The organism is Halpernia sp., assembly GCF_048269545.1.
In the GTDB taxonomy this organism is placed as follows: Bacteria; Bacteroidota; Bacteroidia; order Flavobacteriales; family Weeksellaceae; genus Halpernia.
On sequence record NZ_JBLXIJ010000001.1, the window covers coordinates 413,414 to 439,819 of the forward strand.

A 26,406-nucleotide genomic window follows, 5' to 3' on the forward strand; every position below is an offset into this window, starting at 1 on the left:
TAAGTCTATAATTTGAATAAAAACTTTGTAACAAGAGTTGTGTTTTAAAGACTTATTGAGAAGAAATTTATTACATGAAAAAACTTTTATTTTTATTACTGCTTTCAGTATCGGGAATTTTATTTTCGCAACACACCATTTCTGGTAAAATCACAGATTCTGATGGTGAACCAATCGCAAGTGCAAGTGTCACCATTGAAGAAGCTGGAAAAGATGCAATTATTGCGTATTCTATTACTAATTCTAAAGGGGAATATAAAGTAACATTTACAACCTCTGCACCGAATGTAGATTTAAAAATAAAAGCGTTCAACCAAAAACCTGTTACAAAATCACTTTCAAATTCTACTCAAACTTCTAATTTCAAACTTGAATCTCAAGCTACAGAAATAAAAGAAGTAAAAATCAAAACAAAAATGATCACCAAACGTGGTGATACGATTTCTTACGATTTAAAAGCTTTTGAAAATAAAAGCGACCGTTCTTTAGCCGATGTTTTAAAGAAAATTCCAGGAATTGAAGTGAATACAGATGGTTCAATTCTTTATCAAGGTGAACCCATTAATAAATTTTATGTCAACGGAAAAGATTTAATGGAAGGCGCTTATGGAAGTATTAATAATGCTTTACCAAAAGATGCTGTGCAAAAAGTGGAAGTGATGGAAAATCACCAACCGATAAAAATGCTTCAAGATAAAGTCCCTTCACAGAATGCAGCTATTAATGTAAAATTAAAAAAATCTGTTACAATGACCGGTCGTGGAGAAATAGGAACTGGTTTCGGCGATCCATGGACTTATAATGTGAAATTAACACCGATGTTTTTTGGACAAAAATCCCAATGGGTTGTGAATTATAAAACCAATAACAATGGTGAATCTGTAGAAAATGATGGAAATCTTCTTTCTGTTGGAAATCGCTATGAAGGAAGAAGAGGTAGTGTTTCGCAAAATAATTGGCTGGGTGTAGAAAATGCTTCTGTTCCAAATTTGCCAGAAAAACGTTATTTATTTAATAATGTACATTATTTAGCAGCCAATTATTTAACAAATATAGACACTAAAAAAGAGTGGGAACTAAAAGTAAATGCAAGTTATACAAATAATGCGGTTGCAAGAGAATCCTATCAATTAGTTAATAGATATAACTTACAAAGCCAACAAATTAATACCACCGAAACTACGCTAAAAAATAATTACTACACAGATAAAGTTAAAGGTGAAGTTATTTTTACTAAAAATGCCAAAAAAGGGTTTTTTAAAAACACCACAACTTTTTCCCAATTTTGGAACGGTGATCGCGCACTTGTAAATCGTGTTGCAAATGGAATTAATGGAAATGCTTCTGAAGCAACACAATCTCCCACTTCTTCTTTTCAAAACTCATTAAGTACAATTATTCCTTGGAAAGAAAAAATGGTAAATTTAATGTCTTACATTAATTACCAAGATGATTCTCAAACTTTACAAATTTCACCAGTTAATTATTTAACTTTTGAAAATAATACGGGAAATAAAATCTTTGATGTTAATCAAAATTTTGTACAACAGAATTTCAGATTAAAAACTTTTGAAGCAAGTCATTCTGCAAATATTGGTTTTAGTATGAAAAACTGGACTTTTACACCAGAAGTGGGTTTAGATTATGTTTATAATAAATTGACATCCAATTTAATTGGATTAAACACCTCTGTAGTAAATTTCAATCCAAATAAATATGTTAATGATTTAAAATATACCACAACAACGCCTTACGCTGCAGTTGGAATTAATTATAAAAATGACGCTTGGATGTTGTACTCTAATTTCCCAGTGAAATTAAATAACATTAACGCAGAAGATCCACAAAGAAATGTTTCAAAATCTTTTAATAAAGTTACTTTTGAACCCAATGCTTTCGCACAATATTCTTTCGCTTCATTTTGGAAAGCCAGTTTGTTCGGGAGTTTAAATTATAATTTTGGAGATATTAATAATGCTTATTCAGGAAATATATTAACTCGTCCAACCAATTTGGGTTCAATTGCTGCAAATACGCCTATTTCTGAAACATTTTCAAAAGGATTCGGACCGAGAATTGAGTATAGAAATCCACTGAACAATTTATTTTTTAATGTTCGTTATAATTATTCAAACAATAAAAATAATCTTTTGGCGTCGCCTTCTATTGATGCTTCTGGATTTACGGTTATAAATTATATTGTTTCAGACAACACAAGTGTTTCTAATAGAGAAAGTGTAGAAGTGGGAAAATATTTCCCAAAATTTAAAACCAATGCTTCAATCAACGGAAACAATTCTGAAAGTACTTCAGACTCTTCGCAAGATAATGTTCGGTTTACTAATAAATCTACTTCACAATCTTTTGGCTTTAAATTTAATAACGCTTATTTTTCTTGGATGAGTTTAGATTTTAATTTTACAAAATCTTGGAGCAAACAAGACAACCAGTTTAACCAATCAAAAAGTACGGGATATAATCACAATTTAACTGCAGCATTTTATCCTTTAGAAAATAATACCGTTACTTTTAATTGGGATCAAATAAATTCTGCGCAAGGTTTAACCAGCTATCATAATGCATTTTACGATATTGCTTATCAATACACATGGGCGAAAAAGAAAATAGATTTTGAATTAAAATGGTTAAATATTACTAACAGAAAAGTGTTTGAAAGATTTAATAATGACGCTTTGAATCAATCTTATACAAGAATGCAACTTCGACCAACTCAGGTAATGTTTACGGTGAAATTTAATTTTAAATAAAACTTTCCTTTATTAAATAGAAAATCCTGCTCAATAAAAAGCAGGATTTTTTTTGATTTAAAATTATTATTCTTAAAAGTTTTCATCTGCACTTGGTCCGTAACTTCCCGGTAAAGCAATATCATTTAATCTATAATAAACGCCGAGTTGTGCGCGGTGATGCGTAATTTGATTTAAAGCGTGACGAATTGCTCCATATTTACTGAAATCCATTAAAACGGTCTCTCCATTATTCATCGTCCATCTTTTAGTTAAATCTTCATCTTTTGCGTTTTCTAAAGCATTTTTTCCTTTATTATAATCTTGCTCTAATTTTTGGATGAGTTCTTCTTTTTTATTTAAAAAAGTAGGTTTGTAATCTCCTGTGGCAAAATCTAATTTTTCAGTTTTAAAAATAATTTCTGGCCAAGCAAAAATTTCTGTAATGTGCGTTGCAAGAGGCATCATTTTCATGCTTTTTTTGTGTGGTGCATAATCATTTTTACCTTCGGGGAAAACTTCAAGAAACTTTTTTGTAGTTTCATATTCTTCCAAAAGTTCTGTTTTTAAATTTTGTAAAGTGTTCATTTCTGTTTTATTTAAAATTAATTTTGATTTCTTTATTTATTAAAATGTGTGAGAAATTTTAAAAACTTCTTCAAAGTTATGTAACAATTTTTTAAAATAACTACTAATTAGATTAAATAACATTACAATGAAAAGACAGTTTTCTATAGTTCTTTTAATGATTGCTTTTGCTTTAAATGCACAAACAACAGCGAATCGTTTTTTTTATGAACTTACCTTCAAACCCAAACAAGACTCCGCAAAGTTGGAAAAAGTAATGACGGTTTTAGATATTAGTAAAGATAAATCCATTTACCAAGATTACACTCTTCCAGCGCAAGATTCCTTAATTAAAGTGGCAGTTGATGAAATGGAAAAAACCAAAACATGGAAAGATATTTCTAAATCTTTAGTTTTACCAAAGTTTACTTATAAAGTAATAAAATCTTACCCATCAATGAAGTCCACTTATGAAGACAGAATTAGCCGAAATTTATTCGGATATGAAGAAGATTTAAAATTTAATTGGAAAATTTCTTCCGAAAAAGAAAAAATCGGAGAATACAACACCCAAAAAGCGACTGCAGATTTTGGAGGAAGACAATGGACGGCTTGGTTTTCCACAGATATTCCTTTTCAAGATGGACCGTATAAATTTTCTGGTTTGCCAGGTTTAATTGTTAAAATTGAAGATTCTGGACATAATTATTCTTGGCTTTTAAAAGGCAATAAAAAACTTGAAAATTATTCTGAACAAACCGAAGCAGAAAAAATAAATGAAAAATATGGAATGAGTTCTAAAGTGAATATTGTATCTAAAGAAAGATTTGAAAAAGCCTATAATAATTTCAAAGCGGATCCACTTGCCGAAGCGAGACCATATATGAGTAATGCGGAAGTTATGAATAGAAAAATGCCGGGAAGTGATGTAACTCTCGGACAATACTTAAAAGAACAAGAGAAAATTGCCAAAGATTTTTTTAATTCAAATGATAATCCTATTGAAATTTCTTCTTCACCCAAGAAATAAATAAAAAATAATTTTAGTTCTAAACCCAGAAACAGAAATGTTTTTGGGTTTTCTATGATTTTTATCTTTAATTGAAAAATCCTTATTTAGATTAAATTTAAATAACTATATTTGCACTTCAAATTATACCATTGAAAGGAGATATTTCTAATAAATTATGTTGCTTCCCGAAAAATATTATCGGGAGAATTGAAGGTTATGATAATGATAATCTAAAAATGCCCACAAAAATTATTGAAATGGGACTTTTACCTGAAACTACATTCAAAATACTTTATCAAGCACCTTTTAAAGGACCGCTTTACATTGAGTTTGGTGAAGAAAAAAGTAGAATTGCATTAAGAGAAGAAGAAGCACAATATATATTTGTAAAAGCAACTCTTTAATTTTTGAAATATAAATCACTGAAGATTTCTAATCAATTTAAGTTTAGATTTTAGTCTAACATCTAATGTCTAACATCTAATTTCTAAGTAAATGTCCAAAAACAAACAAGAAATAATTTTAGTAGGAAACCCAAACGTAGGGAAATCCACTATTTTTAATTGGCTTTGTAATAAAAAACAAAAAACCGGAAATTACGCAGGTGTAACTGTTGCAAGTCATTCTGGAAGCTATACTTATAACGAACAGGAAGTAGAAGTGATAGATTTACCTGGTTCTTACAGCGTTTATCCAGGTTCAGAAGATGAAGCAATTTTTGCAAAATATTTAATAGATGAACAGCCAAATTATTCTGGTGTTGTTTATGTTTTAGAAGCTTTAAGTATTAAAAGAGGATTGTTGCTTTTTCAACAGATTCAAGATTTAGGAATCCCAACTCTTTTAGTTGTAAATCAAATAGATCAAGCGGAAAGACGAGGTGTTAATTTAGATTTAGATTTACTTTCCAAGTTACTGAATGTAACAATTATAAAAGCCAATGCAAAAGCAAATATTGGAATTGAAGATATTAGAAAAGCTGTTTTTAAAGAACAATTTTCTGTTTCTAAAGAAGTTTCTTTTGAAATTCCGATGGAGCAAAAAGGCTTGGTCTTTAAAATTTTAGAAAATATTCACGAAAGCAATCAATATAAAGTTTGGACGCTTTTATCTTCTGAAACTTATCTCGGTAAACTAGAAACCGTTAATGATCAGTTAATGCAGAATGATGTAAAATGTCTCGTTCCGAAACGTTTACAGGCACAGGAAACTGTTCGGCGTTATCAAAAAATAGATAAGATTGTCGCTCAAGTTTTAACTAAAAAACCGCAATTTAAAGAACTTCTAACCGAGAAGTTAGATAAAGTTTTAGTACATCCAGTTTTCGGATATTTAATTTTCGCACTTGTTTTGTTACTGATTTTCCAAAGTGTTTTCTTTTTGGCAGAATATCCGATGAAATGGATTGAAGAATTTTTCTTGGTTTTTTCTGATTTTACATCTAATCATCTTCCAGCTGGACCAATTAATTCTTTAATCTCTAATGGAATAATTCCTGGAATTGGTGGAATTATGGTTTTTGCACCGCAAATTGGGATTTTATTATATTTCCTTTATTTATTGGAGGATTCCGGTTATATGGCGCGTGTTATTTTCTTAATGGACAGATTCCTAAAACCTTTTGGTTTAAATGGAAAAAGTATCGTTCCGCTGGTTTCTGGAACGGCGTGTGCAATTCCCGCAATTATGTCCACACGAAACATTGAAAATGTCAAAGAAAGATTGATTACTATTTTGGTAACGCCTTTTATGACGTGTTCTGCGCGACTTCCGGTTTACAGTATTATTATTGCTTTAGTCATTTCAGATAAAACATTTTTAGGAATTCAATACAAAGCATTAATGTTGATGTTCATGTATTTTCTCGGATTTTTCATGGCACTTTTGGCTTCGTTAATTTTAAAAAAAGTAATCAAAGACACTTCAAAAAGTTTTCTGGTGATGGATTTGCCCGCTTACAAAATGCCGCTTTGGCGTTATAATTTTAAATTGACTTTAGGCAAAGTTTGGGAATTTATTACAGGCGCAGGAAAAATCATTTTCATTGTAAGTATTATTATTTGGGTTTTCAGTTATTTTGGACCGCCAAAACAAAGCAAACAATTTGTTTCTACAGATGTAAAATTAGAAAATTCTTACTTGGCTAAAATGGGAAAATCCATCGAACCTGCAATTGCGCCACTTGGTTATGATTGGAAAATGGGCGTTGGAATTTTAACAAGTTTTGTTGCGAGAGAAGTTTTCGTTGGAACAATGTCCACTTTATATTCTTTGGATGAAGACGCGCCACAAACGCGAATGATTGATAAAATGCGAAATGACACAAAATCCAATGGCGAAAAAGTTTTCAATTTTGCAACTGGACTTTCTATCTTAATTTTCTATGCTTTCGCGATGCAATGTGTTTCTACGATTGCAGTAGTTTTTAAAGAAACAAAATCTTGGCGCTGGACTTTGGCTCAACTTTTGGGAATGTCTGGTTTGGCATATTTTGCGTCGCTCGTCGTCTATCAGATTTTTAAATAAATTTTCTTTTAATTATTTTTAAAATCGTAAATTTATGATTATGAACTCTTTAATTATACAATACATCATTATCGCAATCGTTTTTCTTTTTGCGGCATTTTATTTAATTAAAATAATTACAGAAAATTTTTCTACTAAAAAGCAAAAGAAAGGCGAATTTGGCTGTGACAGAGAATGCGGACATTGATTCCCATTAAATAAAACTTTCTTAAGTAAACTTTTTTTTAATTTAATTCTAAGATTATGAATTCTTTAGTTTTTCAATACATCATCATCGGATTTGTTTTTCTTTTTGCGGGTTTTTATTTATTTAAAATTGTCAGAAAAAATTTATCTCTTAAAAAATTTAAAAATAGTAAAACAGGTTGTGATAAAAATTGCGGCTGTTCTTAAAAATTTTTGATAATCTAAATAAATATTCAAACTCTAATTTCCGTATTTTTGCACCAATTATTTATTTAATAAAAATATTCTATGTCTTTAATAAAAAGTATATCCGGAATCCGCGGAACAATCGGTGGAAAAGTTGATGAAAATTTAACGCCTTTAGATGTGGTAAAATTTTCTGCCGCTTTCGGAACTTTGCTTCAAACTAATAAAAATAAAAAAAACTTAACCATTGTTGTTGGTCGCGACGCAAGAATTTCCGGTAAAATGGTGAATTCGTTAGTTTGCGCAACTTTGCAAGGTTTGGGAATAAATGTGATAGATTTGGGACTTTCCACAACGCCAACTGTGGAAATAATGGTTCCAGAATTAAATGCAGACGGTGGAATTATTTTAACGGCTTCTCATAATCCAAAAGAGTGGAATGCTTTAAAATTATTAAATGAAAAAGGCGAATTCATCAATTCTGAAAACGGTGCAGATGTTTTAAAATTAGCCGCAGATGGAAATTTCAATTTCGCGAAAGTTGATGATTTAGGAACTTATGAAATCAATGAAAATGCTTTTGACATTCATATTCAACAAATTCTAAATTTACCGATGGTTGATGCAGAAGCCATAAAATCTAGAAAATTTAAAGTCGTTTTAGATGCCGTAAATTCCACTGGAGGAATTGCAATTCCGATGCTTTTAGATAAATTAGGTTGCGAAACTATCAAACTTTATTGCGAACCAAACGGACAATTTCCGCACAATCCAGAACCCTTAAAAGAACATTTGGGAGATATTTGCAAATTGGTAAAAGAGGAAAAAGCAGATTTAGGAATTGTGGTAGATCCAGATGTAGATCGTTTGGCTTTGGTGGATGAAAATGGCGAATTATTCGGTGAAGAATATACTTTGGTTGCGGTTGCAGATTATTTATTGAAAAATAAAAAAGGTGTTGCCATTTCAAATTTGAGTTCAAGCCGTGCTTTGCGAGATATTGCAAAAAAACATAATTCAGATTATTTTGCGAGCGCAGTTGGAGAAGTAAATGTCGTAAATTTAATGAAAGAGAAAAACGCCGTAATTGGCGGCGAAGGAAACGGCGGAATTATATATCCAGATTTGCATTTCGGTAGAGATTCTTTGGTTGGAGTGGCTTTGTTTTTAACCCATTTAGCAAAAGAAAATAAAACGGTTTCAGAGTTGAGAGCAACTTATCCAAGTTATTTTATGGGTAAGAAAAAAATACAATTAACGCCAGAAATTGATGTGGATTCACTTTTAACAAAGATGGAAAAGGAGTATCAAAATGAAGAAGTTTCCACTGTAGATGGTGTAAAAATAGATTTTGAAAATAATTGGGTACATCTTAGAAAATCTAATACAGAACCAATTATCAGAATCTACACGGAAGCATTTTCACAAGAAGAAGCAGATAATTTGGGAGATAAAATGATTGCAAAGATTAAAAGTTTGATTTAATTTAAAATTTCGTAATTTTATTTAAGTAAAAAATTAAGCAATGACGATTACCATTAAACCGAAGAATAAGAAGGAATTATTTAAAATCAAAAGAATTTTAGAAGCTGTTGAGATAGAATTTGAAGAATCCAAAGATATTTATGATGAGGATTTCGTGAGAAAAATTGAAAGATCCAGAAAAGAGATTAAGAATGGCGACACAAAAAAAATTGCTGTAGAAGATCTATGGAAATAGAATATTCTAAACAAGCTTTAAAAGATCTTGATTTTTGGAAATCATCTGGAAATAAAATTATTCAGAGAAAAATATCTGAATTAATTATCGATATTGCAAAAAACCCATTCGAGGGAATTGGAAAACCATAACCATTAAAATATAAATTGTCTGGAAGTTGGAGTAGAAGAATAAATATTGAACACAGAATTGTATATGAAGTAATTAATAATATTATTTATATTCAATCATTAAAAGGTCATTATTTAAAATAAAAAGTAAAAAAAATTAGACAATAAGAGAAGTCTAAAATTTAAAAATATATTGGAAGAATTTTTTGAAAATGAACTTGTGAAAAAGTTCGAAGAAATGGTAGAAAATAATGAGGAGCTCTACTTCGATACAGAAGAATATGAGGATATCATTATCTATTATTTAGAGATGGGAGATATTAATTTTGCAGAATTGGCAACCAATTTTGCTTTAAAAGTGCATCCTAATTCTCAACAAATTAAAATAAAACAATTAGAAGTTTTTCTAGATTTAGAGCAATATACAAAAGCTAAAGAATTACTTAATGAACTAAAAGAATCTGCACAAGAAAACACAGATTTCTTAGTTTGTTGCGCAAAATATTATTCAAATTTAGGAAATCCTAGAAAATCTATTGAATTTTGCGAAAAAGCTTTGCTACTAGAAGATGAAGAAAATTTTTTGCACAATTTCATTGCCGATGAATATCACAATTTAGGCGATCCTTTTAGCGCTTTGAAACATTACAAACTCGCTCTACAAGTCGATTCTTTGGATGATTATTCTTTGGAAAATGCGATGGTTTGTTATAATGAAATGAATAGAGGCGAAGAAGCAATTGATTTCTTAAACAAATTTTTAGATGAATTCCCTTTCTCAGAAACCGGATGGTATGAATATGGACAATTTTATTTTAACAAAAAAAATTACGAAGAAGCCATCCGTGGTTTTGATTTTCTTTTAGCTATAAATTCCCAATCAATCGGCGTTTATGCGAATAAAGCAGCTTGTTTTGAAGCCATGAAAGAATGGCAGAAAGCCATTGCAGTTTATGAAGAAATGCTTGATTTAGAATACACAAAAGCATTCACTTTATACAAAATCGGGCTTTGTTATAAAGAATGCAAATTGCCAATTCAAGCACTAAATTATTTTCAAAAATCTTTGAGAGAAGATCCACAATTTTACCTTTCAATGATGGAGCAATCCTACATTTATGAGGAAATGGGATCCATGAAAGAAGCATTGCATTTTGCTAAAGAAGCGGTTTCATTTAATGAAATTAATTTAGATTATCAAAAAAGATTGGCGTTTTTATATATTGATGCAGGAAATTTTGAAGAAAGTTTAGCTTGTATCAAAATTTTATTAGACCATGAACCGACGAGATTTTACAATTGGTACGCTTTTACAGAAGTTTTAATGCTTTTAGGAGAATTCTCTCAAGCTTTAGAAGCGGTAGAAAAGGCTTTAAAAATTCACAATCGTGCCGAATTATTTTACCAAAAAAGCAATTGTTATTTTCATTTAAATGAAGATAAAAAAGGTAGAGAAAGTTTAAAAATTGCAATCGAATTAGACGCAGATTTAGCGGAAGATATGCAACTAAAATATCCTTTCATTAAAGATCAAGTGAAAAGAGTTCGGACTAAAAAGAAGTAATTTTTATAATTTTTTGGGCAGCTTTTCCGCCTTCCGCTCCCGCTTTTTTGCCAAAGAAGTTTTGCTGAAATTTAATTTTTTTTGGCAAAAAGAGCTCCGCTCAAGTCGGGCTGCGACTTTTCAATAAAATAAATTAATTTAAAACAAATCGAGCTTTCTAGTTAATCTAAACCGTTTAAATTCCTAAGGAATGACAAATGCACGCTATAAAAGTTTTAAGAATTTATTTATAATAAGCATTCAGAAAATCAAAAAACTCTTCCATTCTTATAAAATTATTGATTCCCAAATAAACCACTAAAACACAAGTTATGGCGTATAAAATCGACTGAACTTTCGGTGAATTTTTATAAGCAAAAAATAACCAACCCAATAAAAGCGGATAAACAAACACAAAATGACCGCCGTAAATATAAGATGTGTGCAAACCGAATTTTAAAACACAATGTATGATGACATCTACTAAAAACGAAATCATCAGAATTTGAACGAGTTTATTTTTGAAATTTTTTCCGTAACTCCAAAGGATTAAAATTAAAACAATTACTACAAAAACATAAGGAATCCAACTGCTGTAAACGTCCATAAACAAAGCTTTGTATTTAAATCCTTTTAAACTGTGATAATCTCGAATGGCAAAATTTGAAAACAAAATATTTCCGCCAAAAAACCAAGAAGAAATCATATCCCAAAGTGGCGTTATTTTCGGGTTAGAAAATTTCTCATATTGTGTTTCGGTTTTTTGAAAGATGAGGTGGTAATTGAAATTTAAACGGTTTAAGTAAAGCAACGCAAAAATAAGGATAGAAATTATTACGCGTAATTTTGCATTTAAAATTTTCTTCCAATTCCAAAATAATTTCTTTTCAAATAAAACTGGAATGTAAACTTTCACTGCATTTGTAATCGTTAAACCGCCTAAAAAAACGGTTGATAAAACCATTGCAACACCTGAAATTTTTTCGTCTTTTCTTAACTTTAAAGCGGAAAAATAATTAAATAAAACCAATAAAAACAAAGTATAAGTATAAGTTTCTGGCGTAAAAGACAATAAAATATTGGTAGAAAAAAGTGCGAAAAACGCGATTATTAAAAGTGAAATTTTTAGAGGAAGTTTAATGATATTTTTTAAATATTTAAAAATTTGCACCAAACTTAAACTTACTGCAAAATTGCTGCACAACGCTAAAACCAATCTGAAAGTAGAATCCATTTTACCATTAGAAATCCAAAAAGCAAAGTTTCTGATGCCATCAAAAAAATAATTAGAAAGTGGATGCCGCTCAAAACCTCCGCCTGTCATAATAATTGCGCGGTTATCAAAACTAAAATAAGCGTCCCACGGAATTCTATTATCAAAAATAATTCTGTAATTCAGCGCAATAAAACTTCCTAAAATACCGTAAATAGTAAGAAAGAAAATGAATAAAAAAAACTCATTCCATTCGCTTGGAAATATTGTTTTTAAAATATCTGTGGATTTTTGTTTGAAATTCAAATGAAATTAATTTCCGCAAAATTACATTTTTTTACGAACTACAAGACAAACTTGAGCAACCAACAATACCTTCATATTTCGCTGGTCTTTTTATAGAAAACTCAGGATAAATTTCTTCGTAAGGCTGTTCTAAGGCTTTTCTTAATTTTTTAAAAAGTTCAGTTTTATCTTGATTTAATTCTGAAATACACTCATAAAGTAGATAATTTCGTAAAATAAATTTCGGATTGTTTTTTGCCATTAATTGTTGAGATTCTTCACGAGAAATTTTATTTTTTGTTAATCTTTCTCGGTAAACTTTTAAAAATTGATTAAAATTATCTCTTGAGTTTTTACTTAATTCTTCATAAAACGTAGCTTCAAAAAATTTTGCATCAGAAGATTCTGTAATTAATTCTAACTTATTAAAAAACAAAGTGTAATCTATTTTCAAATCTTGCATTATACTTTGCCATTGCGTGAAAAATTCTAGATCTGAATCTAAAATTTCATCCAAGCCAAATTTGTTAGCAAGCATTTTGTCGTGTTTTTTCCAAAAATATTCACTGAAATTATTAAGAATTTCTTGTAGAATTTTTTCGTCATTTATTAAAGGAAAAAGTGCATTTGCCAATTGCCATAAATTCCATTGTGCCATTTTTCCTTGGTTTCCGAAAGCGTATCTTCTTCCAGGTAAATCGGTTGTATTTGGAGTGAAATTTAAATCGTATTCATCTAAAAAAGAAAATGGTCCGTAATCAATTGTTAAACCTAAAATTGACATATTATCAGTATTCATCACGCCGTGAACAAAACCAACTCGAAACCAATCAACAATTAAATCAGCAGTTTTTTCAGAAATATTTTGAAACCATTCTGCATATTTTTCTGGTTTATTTTTGTCAATTTCTGGAAAATAATTTTCTATTGTAAAATCTGCTAATTCTTTTAAAGTATCCAATTCCTTCCGTGCAGAAATCAATTCGAAATGACCGAAACGTAAAAAAGATTCTGCAGTTCTTATGATTACCGCGCCCTTTTCATATTGTGGATTTCCATCGTACATTTCATCTCGAACAACATTTTCGCCAGTTTTCACCAAACTTAAAGCACGCGTGGTTTTTATTCCTAAATAATGAATGGCTTCACTCATCAAATATTCTCGAACAGAAGAACGCAAAACCGCTCTTCCATCGGCGGTTCTGGAATAAGGAGTTGCACCTGCTCCTTTGTATTGTAGTTCTGTTTTTTTATTTAATACATTTGAAATTTCTCCGAGATAAATTGCTCTTCCATCACCTAATTGTCCTGCCCAATTTCCGAATTGATGTCCCGCATAAGCTGTAGCGTAAGTTTCGATATTTTCTGGTAAATTTTTTCCAGCTAAAAAACCTAAATCTGTTTCTTCAAAATTTCCTAAACCGATTTCTTCTGAAAGTTTTTCATTAAATGCAATCAATTTTGGATGTTCAAATTCCACAGGTTTTACCGTACAAAATAAAACTCCGGGCGTTTGTCTTTGCTGTGTATTACCGGAAAAATCTCCAGGAAATTTTTTTATAAATGGTGAAGAAATTTTAGATAAATTCATAATTTCAATTTAAACAAATTTCGGTATTTAAGAACAAAAAGTCTTCCATTTCTGAAAGACTTTAATGAAAATATGATTTACTTTTATTTATTAAAATCAACGTCGTCTGTTGAATTAATTTTTTCATTCACATTGTCTTCTTTTTTTGCAGGAGATTTCTTTTGTTCAGTTGGATTTGGATTTTTAATTTCTTCCATCGTTTGAAGTCCACCCTCATCACCGTAACCGCCGCCTAAACCACGTAAATCATCACAATTCCCAGTCCATGTGGAAGGTTTTGCAAATTTATCATCGGGTGAAACATTCAATGTTTTATCGGCCCAAACCTTTTTCATAAAAATCGCCCAAATTGGAAGCGCCATTTTTGCTCCTTGTCCTTCGCCGGTTCCATAAAAGTGAGTGGCTCTATCTTCCCAACCCACCCAAACGCCAGTTGCTAATTTTGGTGTCATTCCAATAAACCAACCATCGGAATTATTTTGAGTTGTTCCTGTTTTTGCGGCAATTTCAATCGCTTGGGAAACGCCTCTTCTTCCCAGTTCGCCAGCTGCGGTTCCGCCTGGTTGTGTAACACCTTTCATCATGTCAATCATTGTATAAGCATACAATTCATTCATCACTTCTTTTACAACAGGTTTTATTTCTTTTATTACCCGATTGTTTGCGTCTTCTATTCGCCAAATCATTTCGGGTTTTATATAATTACCATAGTTAGCAAAAGTGTTATAAGCACCGAGCATTTCGTAAATTGTAATATCTGAAGAACCTAAAGCTGTGGTTAAATTTCTCTGCATATCACTCGTAACTCCCATATCTCGAGCTAATTTTATAACATTATCAACACCAACTTCGTCCATAGTTCTAACTGCAGGTGGATTCATAGATCTTGCTAAAGCTTGCTTTAAAGTCATGGAACCGTGTCCTTCAGAAACAGTCCACTTTCCTTTTGTAAAAGGTTCGTTTGAAACTATAGAACAAGGTGTTTTTCCTAAATTAATAATTGCGGCGGCATAAACAAAAGGCTTAAAAGTTGAACCAACTTGTCTTTTCCCTTGTTTTACATGGTCATATTGATAATGTTGCCAATTAATTCCACCGACCCACGCTTTTATATCTCCAGTTGCGGGTTCCATTGCCATTAATCCAGCTTGAGCAATTGCTTTACTGTATCTGATAGAATCGTATGGCGTCATTTCTACTTCTTCATCACCATTCCAAGTAAATCTGGACATTTTTGTGGGCGTTTTAAAATCAAGCATAATGGAATCTTCTGGAACATTTGCAGCTTTTAATTGCTTGTAACGTCCAGTTCTTTTCATTGCTTGAAGCATTAAAGCATCAATTTCCTTTTGATCTAAATAATAAAAAGGTGCTAATTTTCTACCTTTTTGTTCATTGTCAAATCTTTTCTGCAAATCTGTAAGGTGCTCTTTTATTGCTTCTTCTGCATAAAGTTGCATTTTAGAATCTAAGGTTACAAATATTTTTAATCCATCTTTATAAAGATTTAATTCTTTACCCGTTTTCTTTTCGTAATCTTTTAAATAACCATCTATTTCTTTACGAAGATAAAATTTATAGTAAGCTGAATAACCTTGGTCTACTGATTTTATGGGATGGAAATCTACTTTAATCGGTTCAGATATTGCTTTTTGATAAGTTTCTTGGTCTAAATATCCTGTATCTAACATTTGTTTTAAAACTACGTCACGTCGCACTTTTGCTGCTTCAGGATGTCTATAAGGATTATTTTTTACGGGATTTTCTAACATCGCTACAAAAACTGCGGCTTCAGGAAGTGTCAATTCGCTGGTCTTTTTATTAAAATAAACTCTTGAAGCCATTTCGATTCCATTTGCATTAAATAGAAAATCAAATTTATTAAAGTATAAAGTGATGATTTCTTCCTTCGTATAAATTCTTTCTAAACTAACTGCTATAGACCATTCTTTTAGTTTTTGAAACGCTCTTTCTATTTTATTTTGAGAGGCTTTTTTTGTAATTAATAATTTTGCTAACTGTTGTGTGATAGTAGAACCACCGCCTCGTTCGCCCCCAAAATAAATTGCACGCGCAATAGATTTTAAATCAATCCCAGAATGTTCTTTAAATCGCTCATCTTCTTTTGCTTGTAAAGCATAAACCAAAAATGGCGGTAATTCTTTATAGGTAACCGGTTGGGTTTTTTCTTTTTCAAATTTCCCCAATAAAACGCCGTCTGAAGACCAAATTTCAGAAGCAACGTAAATATCTGGATTTTCAAGATCTTGCACATCGGGCATTTCTCCCAAAAATCCTTGTGAAACTGCAAAGAATAAAGCAGAAATACCTAAAACTACGGCGATAAGTGAAATCCAAATTATTTTAATCCACTTTTTGTAGCCGGAGTTTTTATTTTTTTTCGGAGGTAAAGGAAAGGTTGCGCTTGACTTTTTACCTGTGCCTGTATTTTTTTCCATTATTTTTTATGGCTTTGCCGATTCTACTTTTATACCTAAATCTTCTATTCCCGGAAGAATATCTCTTCTCATAGCTTGGGTGACATTTATTTTATAGGAACCAATTTTCGGGAATTTATAATTTAATTTATATTGAAATAAAATTTCTTTTGTTTCTCCAAAACCAGTTCCAAGCCATTCTCCATTGGGTTTTGCTAATATATAATTCAATGTGTCTGTTGTAATTTTCTTATTTGGGGATTCAAAATTCACAATTAAACGAAGATTGCTATATGGATAATTATTATTATTTCTTACTACAAATATAATATTTTTCGGATTTTGAACATCATTAATTTTAAATTCAAATTCTTGCTTTTGTTTCTTGTTCCATGTGCCGTCTAAGTCATTCACATAAACTTGCTCATCTTTTCTATTACAGGAAAAAAGTATTACAATTAATAAAAATACTGATCCAATTTTAAGCATTGTTGTTAGGTTTTGGCGGGTATTTTTTCTTAAACTTCTTTTTTGGATTATTAGTATTTGCTTCAGCAGAAATTGGTTTATTTTCTGTAGTATTTTTTAGGAGCGTATTATTTTGTGGTTTTGGTTTTTTATTCCAATTTTTTTTATTCTTTGAGGCGTTTTTCTTCTTCTCAAACCGATCCATGTTATTTTCTTGAATAATATCGACCGCTTTTTCTTTAATTTCTGTGACGCGAACTTCTTCTAAAGGTGTGGCTTTAAGTCCTTTTTTGTTCATTTCCATTAATTCCTTCACATCATCAATATGCAAATCATACCACGCCATTGCTTTATCCGCATAAGCAAACCACATTTTTTTCTTAAAAACGTCAATTTTTATACAAAATGCTTTTCCGTTTTCTGTGTCTAAAGTAGTATTTGAAGAGGGGAAATGACTAAGTGTGTCTAAATAAGAATCTAGTTCATAATTTAAACAACATTTTAATTTTCCACATTGTCCAGCTAACTTTTGTGGATTAATACTTAATTGCTGATAACGAGCAGCATTTGTATTTACTGAACGAAAATCTGTGAGCCAAGTTGAACAGCACAATTCTCTTCCACAAGAACCAATTCCACCCACTTTTGCTGCTTCTTGACGATAGCCAATTTGCTTCATATCAATTTTTGAACGGAAAGTTCCAGCAAACTCTTTTATTAATTGTCGAAAATCTACGCGATTATCTGCAGTATAATAAAAAGTGAGTTTTGCACCATCTCCTTGATATTCCACATCAGAAATTTTCATTTCCAATTGTAAAGCATAGGCTATTTTTCTGCCTTGTATTTTTATACTTTCTTCTTTTTCTCGTAAACCCTGCCAAACTTCTATGTCTTTTTGCGTAGCTAAACGATAAACTTTTAAAATTTCATTTTCAGGCTGGTGTTTTTTATTCATCTGAATATTTACCAATTCTCCTGTAAGACTTACTACACCTATATCATGACCCGGACTAGATTCTACTGCAACAATGCTTCCTATATGCAATGGTAACTGATTAACATTTTTAAAAAAACACTTTCTTTCATTTTTAAACCTTACTTCTACCCAATCATTGTTGGTTTTAGAAGGAGATTGAATGTCTGAAAGCCAATCAAAAACACTTAATTTATAACTATTACCGCAAGTATCTACACTTTCACACCCATTTTCGCTTTTGGTACCGCAAGAACGGGAAGAATCGCCGGATGTTTTGCATCCACAACTCATATTTTTTGTTTTATATTAATTGCAAATTTAGTATAATTTTAAATTAAAAAAATAAGATTAAAAATTAACAAAATTCTTTTGGTTATTAAATTGTCTTTTCGTTGTAATCATTGTTAAAAAATATCTTTTTATTATGGTATGCATTCTTTTGTTTAATATTAAACAAATTTAAATTTATAATTTATTTTTCAGCCAATTGATTCATAATTAATATTTTATAGAAAATAATAATTCAAACAGTGATTTAAAATTAACTTTCGTTTAAAAATATTTAAGATTAGTTAACATTAGTATTTAAATAAATTTTATATTTGAATCATTAATAATCATTTTTATGAAAAAAATCTTAATTTCAACAGTATTATTGTCAAGTTTTATGGCTTATGCAGGAGGCTTTAGAGTTTCTCTTCAAGGAGTGAGACAATTGGCGATGGCGCACACTAGTGCACATGCAGAAGACGCAAGTGTTGCGTTTTTTAATCCGGCTGGAATGTCATTTATACCTGCTAAATTAAGTATTGTAGCGGGCGGTTTTGGTGCAAAATCAAGCGTAACTTTCCAAGATTTATCCACATTGGAGTCTTACGATACAAGTAGTCCTATTGGAACACCTATTTATGCAGCGGTTGCATATAAAGTATTAGATAATGTTTCACTAGGTTTTAGTTTTTCTACACCTTTCGGAAGTACCATTGAGTGGCCAAATAATTGGGCGGGAAGAGAAATTGTTCAAAGGTTAGAATTAAAAGCATTTTACTTTCAACCTATGATTTCCGTAAAATTAGCTCCATGGGTTTCCGTGGGTGGAAGTTATATTTATGCAAAAGGAAGTGTAGATTGGGATAAAGCTGCTACGCAAATTGGAGGAACATTAAATTTAAAAGATGACAAAGCAACGGGAAGTGGTTTTGGTTTAGGCTTTTATTTTCAACCAAACGCAAAATGGGATATAAGTGTGGCTTACCGTTCACCAGTAGATATGAAAGCAAAAGAAGGCTTAGTAAGTTTTAATATTTCTCCAGCTTTATATTCTTCTTTAGGATTAGATGCATCTGGAAAAGATACTTTTACAGCTACTTTACCTTTAGTGGATGAATTTACAATTGGAGCGACTTATAAAATCACACCTAAATGGTTAGTTTCTGGAGATTTCAATTATTCTGGTTGGGAAAGATATAATAAGCTGACTTTAGATTTTGCAAATGCACCGATTGGTAATCAACCAAATGATCCAACAATTTTAGTGAGTCCGAAAAATTTTCATAATACCAAAACTTTTAGAATTGGAACACAATATCAAGTTTCGGATATGATTGCTTTAAGAGCGGGATATTACTATGATGAATCACCCTATACAGATAAAAACTTTCAAGCAGAAACACCATCTTTTGATTCAAGTGTAATTACGGCGGGGCTTGGCTTTAAAGTTTTCAAAGGTTTCGGTGTAGATGTTGCTGGTGGAATTGCCTTCCCAGAAAGTAGAAAAGTAAATAACACTTACAATAATTTTATCGGACAAGCTAAAGCTAAAGCATATTACTTCGGTTTAGGTCTTTCTTATAACGCATTTTAATTTTTAAATAATTATGAAAAAAATATTAATATCAAGTATAGCAACTTCTGCTCTTTTGTTCACGATAAGTTGTAAAACGGATTTTGACCAAGATGTAAATAGCATTGTAGTTACAAAAGGAAGTGCCGATTTTAGTAAATATGTGGCGGTTGGAAATTCTCTTACTTCAGGTTATAGTAATGGTGCACTTTATGTTGATGGGCAAAATGAATCTTTTCCATCAATGATGGCAAACCAAATGAAACTTGCAGGTGGAGGAGAATTTAAACAACCTTTAATGTCAGACAATTTAGGAGGAATCCCTTCGGTAGGAGTAGGAAATAAATTGATTTTAGCTGTTGTAAATGGAGCTTTAGCGCCAGTTCCAGCGTCTGGAGTTGGAACTACGACTTTAGCCAATATTTTTTCTTCTGGACCATATCAAAATATGGGGGTTCCAGGAGCAAAATCTTTTCATTTGTTGGCTCCCGGTTATGGAAGTGCAGCTGGTTTAGCAACAGGAACTGCGAATCCTTATTTTGTGAGATTTTCTTCTTCTGCAAATGCTACAGTTTTAGGCGATGTAATGTCACAAAAACCGACATTTTTCTCACTATGGATTGGTAATAATGATGTTTTAGGATATGCAACATCTGGAGGAGATGATTCAAATCCAATTACACCAACAAATACATTTAGCCAAGCTTATGGAATATTAGTTTCTACTTTAATATCACAAGGAGCTAAAGGAGTCGTTGCAAATATACCAAATGTAACATCTTTACCATTTTTTACAACAGTTCCTTATAATCCTGTTCCATTAGATCAAGCAAGTGTTTCAGCTTTAAATGCACAAGTCTTTGGACCTTTAAAACAAATTCTTACAGCTTATGGGCAAGGAAATAGATTGCAATTATTAAGTTTAGCAAATAATCCATTACTTCTGAAAGATGAAAGTTTAACCAATCTTTCTGCACAAATTACAGGAGCATTAATTCAAGCAGGTGTTTCACCACAACAAGCCGGCTTAATGGGTGTTGTTTTTGGACAAGCAAGACATGCAACTGCAGCGGATTTAATTCCTTTAACAACAAGTTCTGTAATTGGTACCGCACCAAGTTCACCATATGCGGTTTCACCATTTAATAAATACGGCGTTACTTTTCCTTTAGAGGATAAACATGTTTTAAGAGGTAAATTTGGAACAGGAACAGATAGTGAAGTTGATAATGTTTTGACTGCTACAACAGCATTTAATGGAATAATTAAATCTGCGGCTGATGCAAATAATTTAGCGTATGTAGATGCAAACGCAAAAATGATAGAGTTAGCGGGAGCTTCAGGAATAAGTTTTGATGGAGTAAAATACACCACAAAGTTTGTAACTGGAGGAACTTTTTCTTTAGATGGAGTTCACCTTACCGGAAGAGGATATGGTCTAATTGCTAATGAATTTATGAAGCAAATTAATGCGAAGTATGGTTCCACCTTACCAATGGTTAATATTAATAAATATTCCGGAGTAAAATTTCCATAATAAGAATTTAAAAATTAATTAATTTAAAACCACTTGAAATGATTTCAGGTGGTTTTATTTTTTTAAATTTGCACAAGTAAAAAATCAATAAACCCAAGATGAGCGAAAATCACCAAGCTAGTTATTTATTTTCTACAAGAACCAGCGTAGTTCTTTCCAATAAAATTGCAGAGTATTATGGACAAAGTTTAGGGAAAATTAATTTTCAAACTTTCTCAGATGGAGAATTTGAGCCGGTTCTCGACCAATCCGTTCGAGGCGGCAGAGTTTTCTTAATAGGATCTACTTTTCCACCCGCAGATAATTTATTAGAATTATTACTAATGATTGATGCCGCAAAAAGAGCTTCTGCTAAAAGTATTACAGTAGTTTTGCCATATTTTGGTTTGGCTAGACAAGACAGAAAAGATCAACCAAGAGCACCAATTGGAGCAAAATTAGTTGCTAATCTTTTAACTGCAGCCGGAGCAACCAGAGTTATGACAATGGATTTGCACGCTGATCAAATTCAAGGGTTTTTTGAAATTCCTGTTGATCATCTTTATGCTTCCACTATTTTTATAGACTATATTTTGTCTAATAATATCCAAGATTTGACGATTGCTTCTCCCGATATGGGTGGTGCAAAAAGAGCGAAAAATTATGCGGGACATCTCGGCGCAGATGTTGTAATTGCTTACAAAGAAAGAAAAAAAGCAAATGTTATTGAAGATATGTTTCTCATTGGTGAAGTGAAAGACAGAAACGTCATTTTAATAGATGACATGATTGATACAGCAGGAACACTTTGTAAAGCAGCCGAAATTATTATGGAAAATGGAGCAATATCTGTAAGAGCAATGGCAACTCATCCTGTGCTTTCTGGAAATGCTTATGAAAACATAGAAAAATCCAAGTTATTGGAAGTTATCGTAACAGATTCAATTCCAATAAAAAACAATTTGTCAAGCAAAATAAAAGTGTTATCTTGCGCTCCGTTATTTGCGGATGTAATGCGCATGGTTCATGAGCACAAATCTATTAGTAATAAGTTTATTATTTAATTCATTTTCAATGTATTAAATAATATTTTAACAAGAAAAATTTTTAAATTTATATAATGAAATCGCCACTAAAAAACTTGGTAAACAAACAAATCTGAAGTTTGGCGATAACATTTAACCGATAAAAAATAATAAATATTTTATATGAAATCAATTACAATTCAAGGTACAAAAAGAGAAAACGTAGGCAAAAAGTCGACAAAAGCTTTACGTGATGCTGAATTAGTTCCTTGTGTTGTTTATGGAGGAAAAGAAACACTAAATTTTTCTACGGAAGAGAAATCTTTCAAAGATTTAGTTTACACTCCGGAAGCACACACGGTTAATTTGGAATTAGAAGGAAAAAAAATTCCTGCAGTATTGCAAGACATTCAATTTCACCCTTTAACTGACAAAATTCTTCATGCAGATTTTTATCAATTAAGTGATGATAAACCAGTAATGATGGAAGTTCCAGTAAGACTTACAGGTCGTGCAAGAGGTGTTGTTGCAGGTGGTGTTCTTAGAAACCCATTCCGTAAACTAAAAGTAAAAGCACTTCCAGGAAATCTTCCAGATGAAGTTGTAGTAGATATTACGGCTTTAAGAATTGGTATGAAACTTTACGTTGGAGATATCAAAACTGAAAAATTCACATTTATGCATCCAGATAATGCAGTTGTTGTTGCGGTAAGAATGGCAAGAACAGCTATCAAAGGAGCAGATGCAGATGATGAAGAAGAAACAGCGGAAGAAGGAGCAGAAAACACAACGCCAGAAGGTGGAGAAACTGCTACAGAAAGCGCAGAAGCATAAAAATTTATCAGAATTTACAGATTCCCGCCCATTTATTTGGACGGGAATTTTTTTTAGGAGCAAGATGAGTTTGCATCTTAGAACTTACTTCCCGCTTTCCATTGCAATCTTTTGTTTTTAGTAAAAAAACAAAAGGATTTCCATTTCAATCGGGGCTAAATCGACGGGTATCGCAAATTTTGAAGGGAAGTAAATAAAAAATAAAATTCGTGCATCTACCTGTCGGTAGACAGGTTCGTGGCAAAATCAACTTCTTCATAAAATTTTGTGCACTTGATTTAAATCAAGAATTTATCCAGAATTAAAATTTATATTTGACAAAATTTAAAAAACAATGAAAAAATTATTATTTTCTGCATTACTACTTTCAACCGTAGCAATTTCCGCACAAGAGACGGAGAGCCAATCCTCCGAGAGGCAAAATGACATTATGATTAGTCCGATAGAACTTATCGGAGGAGCCGCACTAAATTTTTCTTATGAAAGACTTCTCAACAAAGATTCTGGAGTAGGAATAAACGGTCTTTTTGGCTTTAAAGACAATGACAATAATGCTTTTTCACAAATTTCTCCATATTACAGAATGTATTTTGGGAAAAAATATGGCGGTGGATTTTTTGTAGAAGGTTTTGTGCCGATTACAAGCACAAAAGACGGAGGTTATAACTATTACAACGGCGGTGGATATACACAAAAAAATCCAGAGACAAATACGACCGTTGGCGCGGGGATCGGTTTCGGTGGGAAATGGGTAGCTCGTAAAAACATCATTTTTGAACTAAGTAGCGGAATCGCACGCAGATTTGGCAGCGGAAATTTTGATAAAATTACGGGCAAAGGAATGCTCGGAATTGGTTATAGATTCTAAAGAATTACACTTTTCTGAAAAAGCATTTTGCCAAAGAAAAAAGTTTAAAACTTATTTCTTTGGCAATTTTTTTAAATTAAAACATCAATGAAACCGATAACTCGCTTCTGGTAAAATATTATTTTTTAAAAATTGTTGGTATTCCTCAGAAAGTTGAGCTCTACCAAAAGTGTTTTTCCCGTTCATACTTCCCAATCTTATTTTGTCTTTTCCGTATTTTCGGTTCAGTCTATCCAAAGCTTTCATCACCGGAAGATGTTTGTTTTGCACATCTTTTTCAAATAAATTGATCAATCTTTCATTCTCCGGCACAAAATCCGAAACAATGATGCCTGCTTTTTTATAATGAAAACCTTCAAGAAATAATTTTTCAAAAATTTCATTTGCAATTTTTGCAATGGTAATCGATGAATTACTTGGATTTGGTAAAACCACAGAAATTGCATTTCTATATTCCGGTAAATCTTTTCTGAAACGATTGGTTTGTACAAAAACACAAATTGTTTTGCAACAAGTTTCTTGTTTTCTCAATTTTTCTGCACAATACATAGAAAAAGTTTCTATCCGTTCTCTCACATCTTCTTTGTTTGTAAGCATTTGCATAAAACTTCGGCTCACACAAATCGATTTTTTCTTAGACGGAGAATCTAATTCTAATTGGCGAATTCCCTTTAATTCATTTATCATTCTCACGCCGTGAATTCCCATTATTTTTCTTACCCAAGTTTCAGGTTTCTGCAATAAGTCGTAAGCTTTATAAACACCAAAATCTTTCATTTTAACACTTAATCTTCTCCCAATTCCCCAAACATCTTCTATATCGAGCCATTTCAAAGCTTTTTCGATTTTTTCTGGTGTGTCTAAAATATAAACACCATTAAAACGATCAGGGAATTTTTTCACAATTCTATTGGCAACTTTACAAAGCGTTTTTGTGGGAGCAATTCCAATACTTGTGGGAATTAGAGATTCTTTTAAAATTTTATCACGAATTTCTTCGGCGTAAGAATTTAAATCGAAATATTTAAAACCATGGAAATCTAAAAACAATTCATCGATGCTATAAATTTCAAAATCCAGAGCGTAAGACGAGGCAATTTTCATTACTTGTTGGCTGCGGAAATTGTACAATTCAAATTTTGCAGAGAAGCTTTTTACCTTATATTTTGCAAATAATTCTTTGTATTTAAAAACTGGCGCTCCCATCGGAATTCCCAATGCTTTGGCTTCATTACTTCTGGAAACTACACAACCGTCATTGTTTGATAAAACCACAACTGCTTGTCCTTCAAGACTTTTGTCTAAAGTTCTTTCACAAGAAACGAAGAAATTATTGCAATCTATGAGCGCAAACATTTTAAGATTTTTATCAAAATTAGAAAGAATTTTGCTTTAAAATTAAATTACTTTTCCACAAAAATTTCTAATTTTTTTTAAATCATTTTAGAACAGATTGTTATCTTATCAGAACAAAAAATTACTTTATCACAATTTATTTTATCAAAATATAAAGCTCTATTTTTGTCTTAAATTTTTACACTTTGGAATTTTTCACAGACGAATATTTTATGAAAATTGCTTTGCAAGAAGCACAAATTGCTTTTGAACAAGAAGAAATTCCTGTAGGTTGCGTCATTGTAGCGAATAACAGAATTATTGCTAAATCTCATAATCTTACAGAAACTTTAAATGATGTAACGGCGCACGCAGAAATGCAAGCAATTACTTCTGCGGCAAGTTTTCTTGGCGGAAAATATTTAATAAATTGTACACTTTACGTTACTTTAGAACCTTGCGTCATGTGTTGCGGCGCGTTGAATTGGGCACAAATTTCAAAAGTTGTGATCGGCGCAAAAGATGAGCAACGTGGTTTTATGAGTAAAAATATAACACTTCATCCAAAAACAGAAATTGTTGAAGGTATTTTAGAAAATGAATGTTCACAGATTGTGAGGGAATTTTTTAAAAATAAGAGATAATCTTCTACAAATCCTTCCCCAAAAAATACAATCCTTTCAAAGTGTGCAATCTGTCTGCGACTTGAATTTTATCCGTTAAAGGCTTATAAACATGAGAAACTCCGCCGGTTGCAATCACAAAACAATCGTCTTTTACTTCTTTATTTATTCTATCCACAAAACCTTCCACCATTCCGAGAAAACCGTAAACCATTCCGCTTTGCATGCAAGAAACGGTATCGAAACCTAAAACAGATTTTGGTTTTATTAATTCAATTTCTGGTAATTGTGCGGTATCTTTTATTAAAGAATTAAGCGCTGTAATAATTCCTGGTGCAATAATAACACCCAAAGTTTCGCCATTTTCATCTACACAACTTGCGGTAAGAGCAGTTCCAAAATCAAAAATAATTTTCTTTTTTTTCGGATAAAGATGATGCGCCGCAACTAAATTGGCGTAAATATCCGTTCCCATTTGTTTGGATTTCGCCTCCACTTCTGAAGGCGTATTTCTATCCACAATTATTGGTTTTTTACCGTGAATTCTATAAATAGCACGGGAAATATCATAAGTCAATTGTGGAACAACAGAACCGATAATTATTTTTTCAATGCTTTCAATCTCAACTTTATAGGTTTGGTAAATATTCAGAAATTGAATATAAAGTTCATCTTGTGAATGATAAGGTTTGGTATTAATTACCCAACTTACATCACAATTTTCACTATCAAAAAGTCCAAATCTGATGTTTGTATTTCCGATATTTATTACGATAGAATTCATTTTATTT

22 protein-coding genes and 1 pseudogene are annotated in these 26,406 nt (G+C 31.5%); 15 read left to right on the forward strand and 8 right to left on the reverse strand.

The annotated features are described in order from the left end of the window. The first annotated feature begins 74 nt into the window (after positions 1-74). Entirely contained in the window at positions 75-2,768 is a 2,694-nt protein-coding gene (locus ACN0WB_RS01885) for a carboxypeptidase regulatory-like domain-containing protein (RefSeq protein ID WP_417428270.1), read from the forward strand. A 72-nt stretch (positions 2,769-2,840) separates the two neighbouring features. Here the strand turns inward: ACN0WB_RS01885 and ACN0WB_RS01890 are convergent, their stop codons facing one another. Continuing rightward, positions 2,841-3,335: a DinB family protein gene (locus ACN0WB_RS01890; RefSeq protein WP_417428272.1), complete on the reverse strand. Its 495-nt coding sequence runs from the start codon at positions 3,333-3,335 to the stop codon at positions 2,841-2,843. A 127-nt stretch (positions 3,336-3,462) separates the two neighbouring features. Here ACN0WB_RS01890 and ACN0WB_RS01895 point away from each other — a divergent pair, with 127 nt between their 5' ends. The 8 genes and pseudogenes from ACN0WB_RS01895 (at position 3,463) to ACN0WB_RS01930 (ending at position 10,618) form a co-directional block, all read left to right on the forward strand. Continuing rightward, positions 3,463-4,344, forward strand: a complete 882-nt coding sequence (locus tag ACN0WB_RS01895) for a GLPGLI family protein (RefSeq protein WP_417428274.1) — start codon at positions 3,463-3,465, stop codon at positions 4,342-4,344. 131 nt (positions 4,345-4,475) lie between these two features. Continuing rightward, positions 4,476-4,730 (forward strand): FeoA family protein, encoded by a 255-nt coding sequence (locus ACN0WB_RS01900; RefSeq protein WP_417428276.1) that lies wholly within the window; start codon positions 4,476-4,478, stop codon positions 4,728-4,730. 91 nt (positions 4,731-4,821) lie between these two features. After that, positions 4,822-6,852: a ferrous iron transport protein B gene (feoB, locus tag ACN0WB_RS01905; protein ID WP_417428278.1), complete on the forward strand. Its 2,031-nt coding sequence runs from the start codon at positions 4,822-4,824 to the stop codon at positions 6,850-6,852. 40 nt (positions 6,853-6,892) lie between these two features. Then, complete coding sequence (locus tag ACN0WB_RS01910; RefSeq protein WP_417428280.1) at positions 6,893-7,039, forward strand: hypothetical protein; 147 nt, start codon at positions 6,893-6,895, stop codon at positions 7,037-7,039. 287 nt (positions 7,040-7,326) lie between these two features. Next, positions 7,327-8,709 carry a phosphoglucosamine mutase gene (gene glmM / locus ACN0WB_RS01915; protein ID WP_417428281.1) on the forward strand — a complete coding sequence of 461 codons (1,383 nt, stop codon included), beginning with the start codon at positions 7,327-7,329 and terminating at the stop codon, positions 8,707-8,709. A gap of 40 nt (positions 8,710-8,749) precedes the next feature. Beyond that, positions 8,750-8,944: a DUF2683 family protein gene (locus tag ACN0WB_RS01920; protein ID WP_417428283.1), complete on the forward strand. Its 195-nt coding sequence runs from the start codon at positions 8,750-8,752 to the stop codon at positions 8,942-8,944. Then, positions 8,935-9,198: pseudogene (locus ACN0WB_RS01925) on the forward strand (Txe/YoeB family addiction module toxin). Before ACN0WB_RS01920 ends, ACN0WB_RS01925 begins: the two are co-directional and overlap by 10 nt. A gap of 49 nt (positions 9,199-9,247) precedes the next feature. After that, positions 9,248-10,618, forward strand: a complete 1,371-nt coding sequence (locus ACN0WB_RS01930; RefSeq protein WP_417428285.1) for a tetratricopeptide repeat protein — start codon at positions 9,248-9,250, stop codon at positions 10,616-10,618. Positions 10,619-10,841: 223 nt separating this feature from the next. Here the strand turns inward: ACN0WB_RS01930 and ACN0WB_RS01935 are convergent, their stop codons facing one another. The 5 genes from ACN0WB_RS01935 to ACN0WB_RS01955 form a co-directional block, all read right to left on the reverse strand. Continuing rightward, positions 10,842-12,116, reverse strand: a complete 1,275-nt coding sequence (locus ACN0WB_RS01935; protein ID WP_417428287.1) for a DUF6080 domain-containing protein — start codon at positions 12,114-12,116, stop codon at positions 10,842-10,844. A gap of 31 nt (positions 12,117-12,147) precedes the next feature. Then, positions 12,148-13,686, reverse strand: a complete 1,539-nt coding sequence (locus tag ACN0WB_RS01940; RefSeq protein WP_417428289.1) for a protein adenylyltransferase SelO — start codon at positions 13,684-13,686, stop codon at positions 12,148-12,150. A gap of 83 nt (positions 13,687-13,769) precedes the next feature. Continuing rightward, positions 13,770-16,145, reverse strand: coding sequence for a penicillin-binding protein 1A (locus ACN0WB_RS01945; RefSeq protein ID WP_417428291.1), 2,376 nt, complete (start codon positions 16,143-16,145; stop codon positions 13,770-13,772). Between the two features lie 6 nt (positions 16,146-16,151). Beyond that, positions 16,152-16,613: a gliding motility lipoprotein GldH gene (locus tag ACN0WB_RS01950; RefSeq protein ID WP_417428293.1), complete on the reverse strand. Its 462-nt coding sequence runs from the start codon at positions 16,611-16,613 to the stop codon at positions 16,152-16,154. Further along, positions 16,606-17,862: a PSP1 domain-containing protein gene (locus ACN0WB_RS01955; protein WP_417428295.1), complete on the reverse strand. Its 1,257-nt coding sequence runs from the start codon at positions 17,860-17,862 to the stop codon at positions 16,606-16,608. Before ACN0WB_RS01955 ends, ACN0WB_RS01950 begins: the two co-directional genes overlap by 8 nt. Before the next feature lie 334 nt (positions 17,863-18,196). On the opposite strand from ACN0WB_RS01955, the gene ACN0WB_RS01960 reads away from it, so the two are divergent. The 5 genes from ACN0WB_RS01960 (at position 18,197) to ACN0WB_RS01980 (ending at position 23,657) form a co-directional block, all read left to right on the forward strand. Then, positions 18,197-19,435, forward strand: coding sequence for an OmpP1/FadL family transporter (locus tag ACN0WB_RS01960; RefSeq protein WP_417428297.1), 1,239 nt, complete (start codon positions 18,197-18,199; stop codon positions 19,433-19,435). A gap of 13 nt (positions 19,436-19,448) precedes the next feature. Beyond that, positions 19,449-20,951, forward strand: coding sequence for a G-D-S-L family lipolytic protein (locus ACN0WB_RS01965; RefSeq protein ID WP_417428299.1), 1,503 nt, complete (start codon positions 19,449-19,451; stop codon positions 20,949-20,951). A gap of 98 nt (positions 20,952-21,049) precedes the next feature. Continuing rightward, positions 21,050-21,994: a ribose-phosphate pyrophosphokinase gene (locus ACN0WB_RS01970; protein ID WP_417428300.1), complete on the forward strand. Its 945-nt coding sequence runs from the start codon at positions 21,050-21,052 to the stop codon at positions 21,992-21,994. 144 nt (positions 21,995-22,138) lie between these two features. Further along, positions 22,139-22,789 (forward strand): 50S ribosomal protein L25/general stress protein Ctc, encoded by a 651-nt coding sequence (locus ACN0WB_RS01975; RefSeq protein ID WP_417428302.1) that lies wholly within the window; start codon positions 22,139-22,141, stop codon positions 22,787-22,789. A gap of 334 nt (positions 22,790-23,123) precedes the next feature. Beyond that, complete coding sequence (locus ACN0WB_RS01980) at positions 23,124-23,657, forward strand: DUF3575 domain-containing protein (RefSeq protein WP_417428304.1); 534 nt, start codon at positions 23,124-23,126, stop codon at positions 23,655-23,657. 84 nt (positions 23,658-23,741) lie between these two features. On the opposite strand, the gene ACN0WB_RS01985 is transcribed toward ACN0WB_RS01980, so the two are convergent. Next, positions 23,742-25,013 (reverse strand): SOS mutagenesis and repair protein UmuC, encoded by a 1,272-nt coding sequence (locus ACN0WB_RS01985; RefSeq protein WP_417428306.1) that lies wholly within the window; start codon positions 25,011-25,013, stop codon positions 23,742-23,744. A 185-nt stretch (positions 25,014-25,198) separates the two neighbouring features. On the opposite strand from ACN0WB_RS01985, the gene ACN0WB_RS01990 reads away from it, so the two are divergent. Continuing rightward, the gene (locus ACN0WB_RS01990; protein ID WP_417428308.1) at positions 25,199-25,636 is read left to right on the forward strand and encodes a nucleoside deaminase; all 438 of its coding nucleotides are present in this window, start codon (positions 25,199-25,201) and stop codon (positions 25,634-25,636) included. Positions 25,637-25,640: 4 nt separating this feature from the next. Here ACN0WB_RS01990 and ACN0WB_RS01995 read toward each other — a convergent pair whose 3' ends face one another. Beyond that, positions 25,641-26,399 (reverse strand): type III pantothenate kinase, encoded by a 759-nt coding sequence (locus tag ACN0WB_RS01995; protein ID WP_417428310.1) that lies wholly within the window; start codon positions 26,397-26,399, stop codon positions 25,641-25,643. Positions 26,400-26,406 lie beyond the last annotated feature (7 nt).

Coding starts and splice junctions, on each gene's coding strand:
- ACN0WB_RS01885 (WP_417428270.1), top strand. CDS start 75: ATGAAAAAACTTTTATTTTTATTACTGCTTTCAGTATCGGGAATTTTA.
- ACN0WB_RS01890 (WP_417428272.1), bottom strand. CDS start 3,335: ATGAACACTTTACAAAATTTAAAAACAGAACTTTTGGAAGAATATGAA.
- ACN0WB_RS01895 (WP_417428274.1), top strand. CDS start 3,463: ATGAAAAGACAGTTTTCTATAGTTCTTTTAATGATTGCTTTTGCTTTA.
- feoB (WP_417428278.1), top strand. CDS start 4,822: ATGTCCAAAAACAAACAAGAAATAATTTTAGTAGGAAACCCAAACGTA.
- ACN0WB_RS01910 (WP_417428280.1), top strand. CDS start 6,893: ATGAACTCTTTAATTATACAATACATCATTATCGCAATCGTTTTTCTT.
- glmM (WP_417428281.1), top strand. CDS start 7,327: ATGTCTTTAATAAAAAGTATATCCGGAATCCGCGGAACAATCGGTGGA.
- ACN0WB_RS01920 (WP_417428283.1), top strand. CDS start 8,750: ATGACGATTACCATTAAACCGAAGAATAAGAAGGAATTATTTAAAATC.
- ACN0WB_RS01940 (WP_417428289.1), bottom strand. CDS start 13,686: ATGAATTTATCTAAAATTTCTTCACCATTTATAAAAAAATTTCCTGGA.
- ACN0WB_RS01945 (WP_417428291.1), bottom strand. CDS start 16,145: ATGGAAAAAAATACAGGCACAGGTAAAAAGTCAAGCGCAACCTTTCCT.
- ACN0WB_RS01950 (WP_417428293.1), bottom strand. CDS start 16,613: ATGCTTAAAATTGGATCAGTATTTTTATTAATTGTAATACTTTTTTCC.
- ACN0WB_RS01955 (WP_417428295.1), bottom strand. CDS start 17,862: ATGAGTTGTGGATGCAAAACATCCGGCGATTCTTCCCGTTCTTGCGGT.
- ACN0WB_RS01960 (WP_417428297.1), top strand. CDS start 18,197: ATGAAAAAAATCTTAATTTCAACAGTATTATTGTCAAGTTTTATGGCT.
- ACN0WB_RS01965 (WP_417428299.1), top strand. CDS start 19,449: ATGAAAAAAATATTAATATCAAGTATAGCAACTTCTGCTCTTTTGTTC.
- ACN0WB_RS01970 (WP_417428300.1), top strand. CDS start 21,050: ATGAGCGAAAATCACCAAGCTAGTTATTTATTTTCTACAAGAACCAGC.
- ACN0WB_RS01975 (WP_417428302.1), top strand. CDS start 22,139: ATGAAATCAATTACAATTCAAGGTACAAAAAGAGAAAACGTAGGCAAA.
- ACN0WB_RS01980 (WP_417428304.1), top strand. CDS start 23,124: ATGAAAAAATTATTATTTTCTGCATTACTACTTTCAACCGTAGCAATT.
- ACN0WB_RS01985 (WP_417428306.1), bottom strand. CDS start 25,013: ATGTTTGCGCTCATAGATTGCAATAATTTCTTCGTTTCTTGTGAAAGA.
- ACN0WB_RS01995 (WP_417428310.1), bottom strand. CDS start 26,399: ATGAATTCTATCGTAATAAATATCGGAAATACAAACATCAGATTTGGA.